Source organism: Aeromonas sp. 82P (genome assembly GCF_051919365.1).
GTDB classification, from domain to species: domain Bacteria; phylum Pseudomonadota; class Gammaproteobacteria; order Enterobacterales; family Aeromonadaceae; genus Aeromonas; species Aeromonas veronii.
Map to the genome: position 1 here is coordinate 1,532,758 of NZ_JBQBEV010000001.1, position 13,080 is coordinate 1,545,837.

Here is a 13,080-nt window from a genome sequence, read left to right on the forward strand (position 1 = left end):
GATTGAGGTTTGACAGGCCCCCCCGCCGGAGGGTAGTTTCAAGCGCCTGTATGACATTCACTCAGTGAGCTTATTCACCTATTTTCGCTTGAATCTGCGATGGACGAACCCCTTATGCTGGAACAAGAGATAAGTCGACGTCGCCTGTTGCTGGGAGCCGGTTGCCTGTTGGGCAGCTCGCTGATCTCCTTCCCTGCACTGGCAAGCCGCAGTACCACCGGGCGTGAACTCAGTTTCTTTAATCTCAATACCGGCGAGCGGGTGCGCGCCAGCTATTGGGAGAACGGCCACTATCTGAGCGACGGGTTGGCCGAGCTCAACCACATCTTCCGCGATTACCGGCGCAATGAAGTGTTCAACATCGACAAGAAGCTGTTTGATCAGCTGTTCCTGTTGCAGCACAAGCTGGGTCGGCGCAGCGAAATTCAGCTGATCTCCGGCTATCGCGCTCCGGCCACCAATCGCCAGAAGCGTCACAAGAGCCGCGGCGTGGCCAAGCACAGCTACCACACCCTGGGGCAGGCGGTGGATGTGCGGATCCCCGGCGTACAGCTGGCCCATCTGCGCAAGGCGGCGCTCCAGCTCAAGGTGGGTGGGGTTGGTTACTATCCCCGTGATAACTTCGTTCACCTCGATACCGGCCCGGTGCGCAGCTGGTAAAGGGGTTGGCAAACTGCCAAGCTCTTCCCACCAGAGAGGAGATAGCGATGAAAAAGATAGTGATTGGCGGTCTGATAGCCATGTTGTTGACCGGTTGCAGCAAGCTCAACCGTGAAAATTACGACCAGTTGAAGATGGGGATGAGTTACGCCGAGGCCAGCACCATTCTGGGCAAGGCGGAGCGTTGTGATGATGCCTTGGGCACTACCAGCTGCCTCTGGGGCGGGGAAGGGAAGAACATCAAGGTCCGCTTTATCGCCGACAAGGCGACCTTCTTCAGCTCGGAAGGGATTAACTGAGTCGCAGACCGTCCATGAAAAAAGCGCCGCTCGGGCGCTTTTTTGTTGCTCGCAATTCAACCCGCCTCGCCAGAAGCTGGCGTACTCAGTGGGTCGCGTACTGGTAGTTGAAGGTGGGCAGACCCCACTTGAAGCGAACCGCCAGCAGTCGTAGTACAAAGCCGATCCCGATGGAACCGAACGCGGCCCAGTTGGTCGGCAAGCCCTGATCCAGCGCCAGACAGTAAAGCGCTGCGGTGATCAGCGAAATGGCTGCATAGAGCTCGCGACGAAATACCAGTGGAATGCGCTGGCAGAGCAGATCCCGCAGCACCCCGCCAAAGACCCCGGTCACTACCGCCATGATGCAGGCAATACCGGCGCCGTGGCCCATATCCAGCGCCCGGGCCGCACCGAAGATGGAGAAGACCACCAGTCCCAGGGCATCAAGGGCCATGAACAGCTTGCCGAGATAGCGCATCAGGGGGGCGGAGACCACACCCGCCATCGCAGCTGCGGCAACCAGCAGCACATATTCCGGATGTTCAATCCAGAGCAGCGGATAGTGGCCGAGCAGCACATCACGAATGGTGCCACCACCGATGGCCGTCGCCGAGGCGATGATCACCACACCAAACAGGTCCATCCGTCGCCGACCCGCGGCCAGCGCGCCGGTCATCCCTTCGGCCACCAGGCCAACCAAGAAGAGTGCATGTAACATGAGATATCCCAGGGAACGAGAAAGGCCAGAATCCTACCAACTCGTGTCATATGGGACAAGCTATCGAATGCATGCATTAATTTAATTCATGCTAAATGCGAAAAAGGCACCGTTTCGGGTGCCTTTTTCTAATCAATGTTCAAGGGTTAGCGCCCCAACTGCTCCTGCCGGTAGTGATCGACCCACATGGCGGTGGCACCACAGATGGCGACTGGCATCACGAAGAGGTTCACCACCGGAATGGCGGAGAAGAGGGTCACCAAAGCGCCGAAGCTCAGACACTTGCCGCGGCGTTGCTTCAACGCATCGCGCATGGTGATGAAGTCGATCTTGTGGTTGTCGAAGGGATAATCCACATACTGGATCGCCATCATCCAGGCGCTGAACAGGAACCAGAGCACCGGCGCCAGGGTCTGGCCCACCACAGGGATCAGGAACAGGATCAGGCAGCCAATGGCCTTGGGCAGGTAATACTTCAGCTTGGTCCATTCGCGGCCGAAGGTGCGTGGCACATCCTTGACGATATCCAGCACACCGCTGTCATTGGCGGGCTGGCCGGTGAGGATCTGCTCCACCTTCTCCGCCAGCAGGCCGTTGAAGGGGGCGGCTACCCAGTTGGCAACCGAGCTGAAGATAAAGGAGAAGACCACCAGTATGGTGATGAGGGCGATGGGCCAGAGCAGGTAGTCCAGCCAGTCGAGCCAGGCGGGGATCTGCTGGTGGAGCCAGGCGAACAGGCCGTCCAGTTGCAGCAACAGGGCATAGAAGGCCCCGGCAAACAGCACGAAGTTGACCAGCAGGGGGATCAGCACAAAGGTGCGGATGCCAGGTTGGCGAATAAGGGAAAAACCGCGCAGAAAGTAGTCTGCACCGCTGATTGAATCTTTGACCATATGGGGTGATTGGCTCATGTGAGCTCCATCTATGCATGGGAGAACTGCCAGCATATTACAAACAAGCCTTTGATTTGGTAAAGTCGCCGACTATTCCTTATTTCGTGCCGTGGAGACCAAAAATCGGGCATGAATGGGGATGATGCCTGCATATTACAAACAAAGCCGGGTCTGGATTTGGTAAAGTCACCTGCCCGCATCCTCTTTATTTAGCCACTGATACAGGTCGCCATGCGTCTGAAACTGATCAAACTCGCCGGCTTCAAGTCGTTCGTCGAGCCGACCCGCATCGAACTGTCGGCAGACATGACTGCCGTGGTGGGCCCCAACGGCTGTGGCAAATCCAACGTCATCGACGCGGTGCGCTGGGTGCTGGGGGAGAGCTCAGCCCGCCATCTGCGCGGCGAGAACATGACCGATGTTATCTTCAACGGCTCTATCAATCGCAGTGCACACGGGCGCGCCTCGGTCGAGCTGGTGTTCGACAATCCCCATAACCGGGTGCCCGGCGAGTTCGGCCGCTTTACCGAGATCTCGGTGCGCCGCGAAGTGCTGCGCGACGGCTCCAACCACTATCAGATCAACGGCCAGAAGTGCCGCCGCAAGGATGTGACCGACCTCTTCCTCGGCACCGGTCTTGGCCCTCGCAGCTACGCCATCATCGAGCAGGGCACTGTCAGCCGACTGGTGGAGTCGCGTCCGGCCGATCTCAAGCTCTTTATGGAAGAGGCCGCCGGGGTTTCCCGCTACAAGGAGCGGCGCCGCGAGACCGAGCAGCGCATTCGCCACACCCAGGAAAATCTGGAGCGCCTCGGCGATATTCGCGGCGAGCTGGGCTCGCGCCTTGACCACCTCAAAGCCCAGGCCGAAACAGCCGAGCGCTACAAACAGCTCAAGAGTCGTTCGCGCGCTGCTCGTGCCGAGCTGATTGGCTCCGAGTTGTGGGCGCTGGAGACGCGCCTTGGCGAGGCCAAAACCGAACTGGCGCAGGCCGAGCAGGCGCTGGCGGCGCTCGATGCCAAGCGCACCGCCGATGAGGGGCGCCACGTCACCCTGTCGGTCGCCAGACAAGAGGCGCAAGCCGAGCAGGCGAGCCGTCAGCAACAGATTTTTCTCGGTGGGCAGGCTATCGCCCGCCTCGAACAACAGCAACTGCACCAGAGTGAACTGGGGCGCGACTGGCAGGCCCGTGCAGAGGCGCTGGGCGAACGGATCGCCACCCGCAAGGCGCAGCTTGCCAGCCAGCAGGATCAACTGACCGAAGGGGTATTGCGCGCCGAGCAGGAGAGCGCCCGGCTGGAGCAGTGTGAGCAGTTGCTCACCGAGCAGCAGGAGGCCCGCCAGCACGCCAGCGAGCAGCTGGAACAGGCCCGCTTGCGCCAGCAGCAGTGGCAGCAACAGTTGGCCGGGTTGCAGGGCCAGCTCAACCAGACTCGTGCCCGGTTGGGTGGCTTGCAGGAGTTGCAAGCCAAGACCCGGCTGGCCCGCCTCAAGCTGGAAGATGAACGCGCTGGCCCCCTCGGCACAGAGGCCGACGATCTGCAACCGGCCCTCGATGCCCTGAGTGGTGAGCTGGAGCTGACACGGGCGGCCAATGGCGAGCTGACCGAGCAGCTGGCACAGGCGGTCGACGCCCATGAACAACTCAAGCAGCAGCATGGCCAGCAGTTGAGCCTGCAACGGGAGCTGGAGGCGCGGCTGGCGACCCTGGATCAGATCCTCGGCGAGCAGATGGAGGGGGCGACCCTGGCCGACCGGTTGCAGGTTGCCCCCGAGTGGGCACAGGCACTCGACAAGGTGCTGGGTCGCTGGCTCACCGCAACGCCGGCGGACGAGTGCAATCTGGCGCAAGAGGGACTCTGGATTGGCCCGGCGCAACCGGCGGTTGCCGGTACGCTGGCGGCGCAACTGGGTGGTGCGCATATTCCTGCCTTCCTCAACGCCATCTGGCTGGTGGAGAGCCGGGAGGCCGCATTGGCCCGCCAGCCAAGCCTTGCGGCCGGTGAGTCGGTACTGACTCCTGCTGGCGACTGGCTGGGGCCAAACTGGGCAGATTTGGGACAGGGCGCGGCGCTTGGCACCATGGCGCTGCTGGGTGAGCGTGAGCGGTTGCATACCGAGCAGGAGAAGGTTGCCGCGGGGCTGGCACAGCTGAGCGAGCAACTTGTCTCAGCCGATGCCCGGCGCGCCCAGCTTGCCAGTGCGCAGGAGTTGTCGCAGCGAACCTTGCGCGAGCAAGAGCAGAAATGGCAACAACTGCGCGAAGCCTGGAGCCTGCAACAGGGTCAGCGGCAGGAGCGGTTGCAGCGGCTCGGTCAGCTCGGCGAAGAGCTGATCCGGCTTGATCAGGAGCAGGCCGAAGAGGCAGAGCGACTGGCCAGCGCCCGTGAACAACTGGAACTCGATGAGGCACGCCTTGCCGAGTTGCAGGAGCAGGGGGAGCCGCTGAAGCAAGGGTTGCAGCTCGCTCAGGAGCTGCTGACCCGCTGCGAGCGGGCGGTCGACGAGGCCCGTGCGCGCCGCGAGCAGCAACAAGCGGCCTGCCAGCGTTTGCAACTGGAGTTGGGCAATTTGCGCCAACTCATAACCCTGGGCGAAGAGGAGTTGGCGAGGCTCGGGCTGGAGCTGGCCGGGCTGAAAGGGCCGGATAGCGAGGCAGTGCCGGATCTGGCGCCCCTGCTGGCCGAGCAGCGTAATCTGGAGGCGCAGCAGCTCGCCTGCCATCAACGGCTTGCGGAGCTGGAGCGCCAGCTCGGTGAGCTGGAGCAGGCCAGAAGTGCCGATCACAAGCAGCTGGTGACGTTGCAGGAGAAGCTGGCAACTCTGCGCCTTGAGCGCGAACGCAACCTCACCCGTCGACAGGGGCTGCATGAGCAGTTCGAAGAGCTTGGGGTGAGGCTGGTGGATCTCGATCAGGCGGTGCTGATCGCCGCAGATCGCGGCAAGCTGCGGCAGGAGATCCAGACCCTGGAGGCGCAAGTGGAAGCGCTTGGCGCCATCAACCTGGCGGCGCTGGAGGAGTACGAAGAGGCGAAAAACCGGGCAACCTATCTTGAAAATCAGTGTCAGGATCTCGAGCAAGCGCTGGAAACCTTGAGCCAAGCCATTAAAAGAATTGATAAAGAGACACAAATACGGTTCCGGGACACTTTCGATAAGGTCAACGAAGATTTAAAATCCCTGTTTCCAAAAGTGTTCGGTGGGGGCAGTGCCTGGCTTGAGCTCACCTCCGATGATCTTTTGGAGGCCGGAGTGAGCATCATGGCGAGACCTCCGGGTAAGAAGAATGCTACCATTGCCCTGCTTTCCGGGGGGGAGAAGGCGTTAACCGCGCTTGCGCTGGTTTTTGCCATCTTCAGACTCAACCCAGCACCTTTTTGTCTGCTGGATGAGGTGGATGCACCGCTCGATGAAGTGAACGTCGGTCGCTTCTGTTCTCTTGTCAAAGAGATGTCGAGCACAGTACAGTTCGTTTACATCAGTCATAATAAGGTCTCCATGGAGATGGCTGAGCAGCTGGTTGGCGTCACAATGCAAGAGCCCGGGGTTTCTCGCATTGTGTCGGTCGATATCGGTGAAGCCGTCGCTTTGGCTGAGCAAAACTAGAAAGAGAAGCAGCTAATGCAGGAATTGCGTTACATCTTGGTTGCCCTGGGCGGTATTGCTATTGCGGCATTGCTCATTCACGGGTTGTGGAGCAACAAAAAGAATCGTCAGGCACCGATCAAAGAGAAACCGATTGGACGGATGGACTCCAAGTCGCGGGATCGTGATAACGACGCCTTCGACAGCGATGGCATCGGCCAGGTACGTGTGGTCAGTGGTGGCCGTCGTGCCGAGCCCAAGCTGCGCAGTGAAGAGAGCCGCCAGCCGGAACTCGGTCGTCGCCCTGCCGTCCCCGCCTTTGATGATGAAGATGACGAGGACGATCTGCCGCCGCCCGTAGTGCGCAAGCCTGCTGCCCGCCCGGTTCCGCCGCCTCCTGTCTATGAAGAGGAAACATTCGACGAACCGCTGCCCGAGGAGATCGACGAGGCGCCCGCCGCGCCGGTGCGCAAACCTGCTCAGGTCAATCGTCGTACCCCGGTCTACCGTTCCCGTCCCCAGCGCGAGCCCATGATGCAGTCGCTGGACGACGAGCCGCTGGTCGAGCCCGCTTACGCGACCGCCCCGACTTTTGGTGCCCGTGCAGAGACAGTCCGTACCGCTGACACCGTTCGTGCCGAGCCGGTGCGAGCTCCCGAGCCGGAATATCAGCCGCAGCCCCGTCATGTGGCTCCCGAGCCTGTTTATGAAGAGCCGGCCTATGTGGCACCTGCACCTGTGGTGGAAGAGCCGCGCATGGCGCCCCAGCCGGTCGAGAAGATCTGGCAGGATGTCTATGTCATCAACCTGATGGGCCGTCCGGGTCACGACTTGCAAGGTGCAACCCTGCTCTCATCCCTGATGGCGCAGGGCTTCAAGTTTGGCGAGATGGATATTTTCCACCGTCACGAAGATCCCAACGGCAAGGGTGAAGTGCTCTTCTCCATGATCAACATGGTCAAGCCGGGTACCTTTAACCCGTACCGGATGGAGCAGTTCACCACGCCGGGTGTCTCTCTGTTCATGCAGTTGCCGCTGCGCAGCAATGCCGCGTTTGCCTTCGAGGACATGCTGCAGGCTGCCGATCAGCTGGCCAGCGATCTCGATGCCATGCTGACCGATATGGATCGCAGCCCGCTGAGCGACGAGACCATTGCCCGTTACCGTCACGAGCTGGCTGCCTACGAGGCCAGTCGCGACTAATACGCCATGCGGGTCGAGTGAAGAAAAAGTGCGGTACCCTGGTACCGCATTTTTGTTTCTACCCCGGCCGTACGTTCAATCACACTTCGAGACTTTTTCATGAGCGACACCCTCTCCCGCCACCGTCAATTGTGTGAACTGCTTACCGAATATGGTCACCAGTACTATGTGCTGGATAACCCTACAGTGCCGGATGCCGAATACGATCGCCTGATGCGCGAGTTGATTGCGCTGGAGGCCGAGCATCCCGAGCTGAAAACACCGGCGTCACCCAGCGTGCGGGTCGGCGGTCAGCCGCTGACGGCCTTCAAACAGGTGCGCCACGAGATCCCCATGCTGAGTCTGGACAACGTCTTTAGCAGCGAAGAGTTGCAGGCGTTCGAACAACGGATGAGCGATCGCCTCAAGCGTGACGTGCGTTTCACCTTCTGCTGCGAGCCCAAGCTCGATGGTCTGGCGGTGAGCCTGCTCTATGTAAATGGTCAGCTGGTGCAGGCGGCCACCCGGGGCGATGGCGCCACTGGTGAGGAGATCACCGAGAACGTGCGCACCATCAAGGCCATTCCGCTCGCGCTGCGTGGCACTGGCTGGCCCGAGCGGCTGGAGGTGCGTGGCGAAGTCTTTATGCCCAAGGCCGGTTTCGAGGCGATGAACGCCAAGGCGCTGGCCGCAGGCGAGAAGGTATTCGTCAACCCGCGCAATGCAGCCGCTGGCAGCCTGCGTCAGCTTGACTCGCGTATCACCGCCAGCCGTCCCCTGAGCTTTTACGCTTACGGTGTCGGTGTTGGCGGCGAGCTGCTCGGTGGCTCTCACTTTGGTCGCCTCAATCAGCTCAAGGAGTGGGGGCTGCCGCTCAGTCCCGAGATGAAGCTCAAAGAGGGGGCCGCCGGTTGTCAGGCGTTCCATGACGACATTCTGGCCCGCCGTGGCGAGCTTCCTTACGAGATCGACGGCGTGGTCTACAAGGTGGATGCCATCGCTCTGCAGGAGGAACTCGGCTTTGTGGCCCGCGCCCCGCGCTGGGCGACCGCCCACAAGTTTCCAGCGCAGGAGGAGATGACTCTGCTTGAGAACGTCGAGTTCCAGGTCGGCCGTACCGGCGCCGTAACCCCGGTGGCCAAGCTCAAACCGGTGTTTGTCGGCGGCGTCACCGTCTCCAACGCCACCCTGCACAACGCCGACGAGATCGAGCGCCTCGGCGTCATGGTCGGCGATACCGTGATCGTGCGCCGGGCAGGAGATGTGATCCCGCAGATCGTCGCCGTGGTGGAGGCGCAGCGCCCTGTTGATGCGCGCGAAATTCTCTTCCCGACCGAGTGTCCGGTCTGTGGCTCTGCGGTCGAGCGGCTGGAAGGGGAAGCGGTTGCCCGCTGCTCCGGCGGCCTGTTCTGCGAGGCGCAGCGCAAGGAGGCGATCAAGCACTTCGCCGCCCGTCGCGCCATGGATGTGGACGGCCTTGGCGACAAGATTGTCGAGCAGCTGGTAGACAAGGAGCTGGTGAAGACTCCCGCTGATCTCTTCAGCCTCAACGCCATCCAGCTGGCCGGTCTTGAGCGGATGGGGCAAAAATCGGCCCTCAATCTGGTAGCCGCCATCGATGCTGCCCGCAGTACCACCTTGCCGCGCTTCCTGTTTGCTCTGGGGATCCGCGAAGTAGGGGAGGCGACTGCGCTCAACCTTGCCAACCACTTCCTCACCCTGGATGCCCTGCGCGCAGCTTCGGTGGAGCAACTGCTCGAAGTGGCCGACGTGGGCGATGTGGTGGCCAAGCATGTCTACTACTTCTTGCGTCAGCCGCACAACGTGGAGGTGCTGGAAGCCTTGCTGGCTGCCGGCATCCACTGGCCGGCCATCGAGAAGAAAGAGGCCGCGGAGCAACCCTTTGCCGGCAAGACCTTCGTGCTGACTGGCACCCTGACCACCTTGTCGCGCAACGATGCCAAGGCGGCACTGCAGGCGCTGGGAGCCAAGGTAGCGGGTTCGGTATCTGCCAAGACCGATGTGCTGGTCGCGGGGGAAGCGGCCGGTTCCAAGCTGACCAAGGCGCAGGAGCTCGGCATTACCATCTGGACCGAAGAGGAGCTGCAACAGGCGTTGCAGGGCTGATAGCCCTCACCAAGCCTGCTAACCGCAGCACCCGATAAAAGAGAACCCGGCATGGCCGGGTTCTCTTTTTTTGTTTCGGCGGTTACTCACGCCAGAGGATCTTGTGGCGCCATTTGTCGGGCACGGTGAGCTGCCAGCGGGCCAGCTCACTCTTGCTGAAGACATATTCGCCGCGCAGGGCCGCGCGCGGGGAGATGGTACGGGGCAGGGTGCCCGCCAGTATGGTGTTGATGAGGCTGGCTGCCTGTATCCCCTGATCGTGGCCGTCCAGCACCAGCCCACCGATGGCCATCCCCTTGCCGACGGTAAACTCCCAGAAACAGAAGAGCGGCACCGGCGTGTTGGCGCTGGTCCACTCCAGCACCGTCTTTTCGCTTACATGCTTGCCATTGTCATCGACCAGCGTGTGGTAGAGGCCGAGGAAGATCGCCTGATAGCCGTTCTTCTTGGCGTTGAGCACTGCCTCCTGCCATAGGCTGTAATCCCCCATCAGCTGGCTGTTGATCCGGGTCTGACCGACCCGCAGCTCGGTCTGGGTCTTGAATTCATCCTCAATGGCAGTGAGGGCCACATTGCTGGAATCAAACAGCACCAGTGCCTTGTCGAGCCCTCCCATCATCTGGCTTATTTCGCTGATGTTGCGCTTGAGCAGGGGGCGCTCCAGCACGCCGGTGATCTTGGGGTGGCCGACAAAGCCCTTGAGACGCGGATTCTCGTTCATGCCAAGAAAGACCACCGGGGTGCCCAGCGAGGCGATCTCGTTGGCCAGATAGTTGATGGCGTTGTCATCCCCCAGTACTACCAGATCCGGTTTGCTCTTGAGATAAAAGGCGATGGCTTGCTGGGCTATTTCGTCGAACTTCTCCCGTGGATGGCGTTTGGTATCCATATAGAAGTGGGTGATCTTGTGCTCCCCCTGCAAGCCATCGAGCAGCCCTTTGTTGTAGCTTTGGTCCCACAGGTATTCGGGATTGTAGCTGCTGATCACCAGAATGTTGGCAGCCCAGAGCGGCAGAGAGAGGGTGGATAGCAGTAGCAATAGCAGGGAGGTGCGCATGGGTTGTCCCTTGTCGAGGGGGAAAGAGTTCTTGTTCAGTATGGGCGGTTTTGGTTGACGCTGTCATCTCGAAACCGGTGCGGCGGGGGGCGATTTTTTTTCGGGTGGGTGGATCGGACGCCAGCCCGCACCCCGCTTGAGGTTGGATTTGAATGGGGCTCCTTTGGGTTGGTCGTGAACTGTCCCGCTCGCTGAAAAACCTGTTCTGGATCAAGAAATGAGGCTGCGCTTTGGTGCCTAATAGACACCACATATAGGGACGCATTCGTTTTTAATCCCTATATGTTGTGTTATTAAGCTGTGTATAAGCTGTTCCTCTCCTATCTTCAGCCCAGGCTTGTCAAGCCTCGGCTGAATTTATTTGCGTCCAGGACGAGATGCCGGGAGGGGGGCCCAACAAGGGTGAGCCAGAGGCAAATGCCTGGCCTTTTAACGGGGAAAATCCATGAAACCGGTTGTGATCAAACGTGACGGATGTCGCGCACCATTCAATGCCCAGCTGATTGCAGAGGCGGTCAGCCGAGCGGCGGAAGCGGTCAATCAGGCCAATCCGGCACTCGCCTCCCGCATTGCCAATGCCGTGAGTCAGGAGCTGGGAGGGCGTGGTGAAGTTGATATCCACGAGATCCAGAACCGGGTCGAAAACCACCTGATGGCTTCCGACGACAAGGCCATCGCCCGTGCCTATATCGAATATCGCCACGACAGGGATCAGGCCCGCGAGGCGCGCGGCCGTCTGGCGCAGGAGATCCGTGGTCTGGTCGAGCAGACCAACGCTGCCCTGCTCAACGAGAATGCCAACAAAGACTCCAAGGTGATCCCGACCCAGCGCGACTTGCTGGCCGGTATCGTCGCCAAGCACTATGCCACCAGCCACATGCTGCCCCGTGATGTGGTTCAGGCTCATGAGAGCGGTGATCTGCACTTCCACGATCTCGATTACTCTCCTTTCTTCCCGATGTTCAACTGCATGTTGATCGATCTGAAAGGGATGCTGACTCACGGCTTCAAGATGGGCAATGCGGAGATCGATACTCCGAAATCCATCAGCACCGCCACGGCTGTGACCGCCCAGATCATCGCCCAGGTGGCGAGCCACATCTATGGCGGCACCACCATCAACCGCATCGACGAAGTGCTGGCCCCCTATGTGACCATCAGCTGGCAGAAACACCGTGAAGTGGCCGAAGAGTGGGGCATTGCCGATGTGGAAGCCTACGCCATGGCCCGCACCGAGAAAGAGTGCTACGACGCCTTCCAGTCACTGGAGTACGAAGTCAACACCCTGCACACCGCCAACGGTCAGACGCCGTTTGTCACCTTCGGCTTTGGTCTGGGGGACAGCTGGGAGTCGCGGATGATCCAGCGCGCCATCCTCAGCAACCGTATCGCTGGTCTTGGCAAGAACAAGAAGACCGCGGTGTTCCCGAAACTGGTGTTCGCCATCAAGGATGGCCTCAACCACAAGCAGGGCGATCCCAACTACGACATCAAGCAGCTGGCGCTGGAGTGTGCCTCCAAGCGGATGTATCCGGACATCCTCAACTACGACCAGGTCGTGAAAGTGACCGGCTCCTTCAAGACCCCCATGGGGTGCCGCTCCTTCCTCGGTGCCTACGAGGAGAATGGCGAGCTGATCCACGAAGGTCGCAACAACCTGGGTGTGGTGAGCCTCAACCTGCCGCGCATTGCCCTGAAATCCCGTGACGAAGCAGACTTCTGGGATCGTCTCGATGCCTCCCTGCGGGTCGCCAAGAAGGCGCTGATGTACCGCATCACCCGTCTGGACGGGGTGAAAGCACGGGTTGCTCCGATCCTCTATATGGAAGGGGCTTGCGGCGTGCGGCTCAAGGCGGACGACAACGTCAGCGAGATCTTCAAGAACGGTCGTGCCTCCATTTCCCTCGGTTATATCGGGGTTCACGAGACCATCAACGCCCTGTTTGGTGACAAGGTGCACCTGTTTGACAGCACCGAGCTGCAACAGAAGGCCATCGCCATCATCGCCCGTCTCAGGGCAGCCATTGACGAGTGGAAAGAGGAGACTGGCTACGGCTTCAGCCTCTACTCCACCCCGAGCGAGAACCTCTGCACCCGTTTCTGCCGCATCGACGCCAAGGAGTTTGGCGTGGTATCCGGCGTGACCGACAAGGGTTACTACACCAACAGCTTCCACCTCGATGTGGAGAAGCAGGTCAACCCGTACGACAAGCTGGACTTTGAAGCGCCTTATCCGCCCATCGCCAGTGGCGGTTTCATCTGCTACGGCGAGTACCCCAACATCCAGCACAACCTAGAAGCGCTCGAAAACGTCTGGGATTACAGCTATGACAAGGTGCCCTACTACGGTACCAACACTCCCATCGACGAGTGCTACGACTGCGGCTTTACCGGAGAATTCGAGTGTACCTCCAAGGGCTTCACCTGCCCGCGCTGCGGCAACCACGACCCGGCCAAGGTATCGGTGACCCGCCGTGTCTGCGGCTACCTCGGCAGCCCGGATGCGCGCCCCTTCAATGCGGGCAAGCAGGAAGAGGTGAAGCGCCGCGTCAAACATATGTAAGCGTACAGGCGATG

The 13,080-nt window shown here is 60.4% G+C and carries 9 protein-coding genes; 6 read left to right on the top strand and 3 right to left on the bottom strand.

The genetic code is table 11. The annotated features are described in order from the left end of the window. Window positions 1-114: 114 nt before the first annotated feature. Together ACTG2S_RS07205 and ACTG2S_RS07210 are read left to right on the top strand one after the other, a co-directional pair. Window positions 115-660 carry a DUF882 domain-containing protein gene (locus ACTG2S_RS07205; RefSeq protein WP_005338458.1) on the top strand — a complete coding sequence of 182 codons (546 nt, stop codon included), beginning with the start codon at window positions 115-117 and terminating at the stop codon, window positions 658-660. A gap of 47 nt (window positions 661-707) precedes the next feature. Beyond that, window positions 708-959, top strand: coding sequence for a DUF3862 domain-containing protein (locus ACTG2S_RS07210; protein WP_274160682.1), 252 nt, complete (start codon window positions 708-710; stop codon window positions 957-959). Window positions 960-1,044: 85 nt separating this feature from the next. Here ACTG2S_RS07210 and ACTG2S_RS07215 read toward each other — a convergent pair whose 3' ends face one another. Both ACTG2S_RS07215 and cysZ read right to left on the bottom strand, forming a co-directional pair. Beyond that, complete coding sequence (locus tag ACTG2S_RS07215) at window positions 1,045-1,659, bottom strand: trimeric intracellular cation channel family protein (protein WP_005338456.1); 615 nt, start codon at window positions 1,657-1,659, stop codon at window positions 1,045-1,047. A gap of 146 nt (window positions 1,660-1,805) precedes the next feature. Continuing rightward, window positions 1,806-2,570: a sulfate transporter CysZ gene (gene cysZ, locus ACTG2S_RS07220; RefSeq protein ID WP_047435742.1), complete on the bottom strand. Its 765-nt coding sequence runs from the start codon at window positions 2,568-2,570 to the stop codon at window positions 1,806-1,808. 213 nt (window positions 2,571-2,783) lie between these two features. On the opposite strand from cysZ, the gene ACTG2S_RS07225 reads away from it, so the two are divergent. The 3 genes from ACTG2S_RS07225 (at window position 2,784) to ligA (ending at window position 9,446) form a co-directional block, all read left to right on the top strand. Then, window positions 2,784-6,158, top strand: coding sequence for an AAA family ATPase (locus ACTG2S_RS07225; RefSeq protein WP_274160683.1), 3,375 nt, complete (start codon window positions 2,784-2,786; stop codon window positions 6,156-6,158). Between the two features lie 15 nt (window positions 6,159-6,173). After that, window positions 6,174-7,340, top strand: coding sequence for a cell division protein ZipA (gene zipA, locus ACTG2S_RS07230; RefSeq protein ID WP_139410026.1), 1,167 nt, complete (start codon window positions 6,174-6,176; stop codon window positions 7,338-7,340). Window positions 7,341-7,439: 99 nt separating this feature from the next. After that, a complete protein-coding gene (gene ligA, locus ACTG2S_RS07235; protein ID WP_274160684.1) occupies window positions 7,440-9,446 on the top strand; it encodes an NAD-dependent DNA ligase LigA in 2,007 nt (668 codons plus the stop codon). Window positions 9,447-9,528: 82 nt separating this feature from the next. Here the strand turns inward: ligA and ACTG2S_RS07240 are convergent, their stop codons facing one another. Beyond that, a complete protein-coding gene (locus tag ACTG2S_RS07240; protein WP_439982218.1) occupies window positions 9,529-10,503 on the bottom strand; it encodes an ABC transporter substrate-binding protein in 975 nt (324 codons plus the stop codon). Between the two features lie 445 nt (window positions 10,504-10,948). On the opposite strand from ACTG2S_RS07240, the gene nrdD reads away from it, so the two are divergent. Continuing rightward, the gene (gene nrdD, locus ACTG2S_RS07245; RefSeq protein ID WP_439982220.1) at window positions 10,949-13,066 is read left to right on the top strand and encodes an anaerobic ribonucleoside-triphosphate reductase; all 2,118 of its coding nucleotides are present in this window, start codon (window positions 10,949-10,951) and stop codon (window positions 13,064-13,066) included. Window positions 13,067-13,080: the final 14 nt, after the last annotated feature.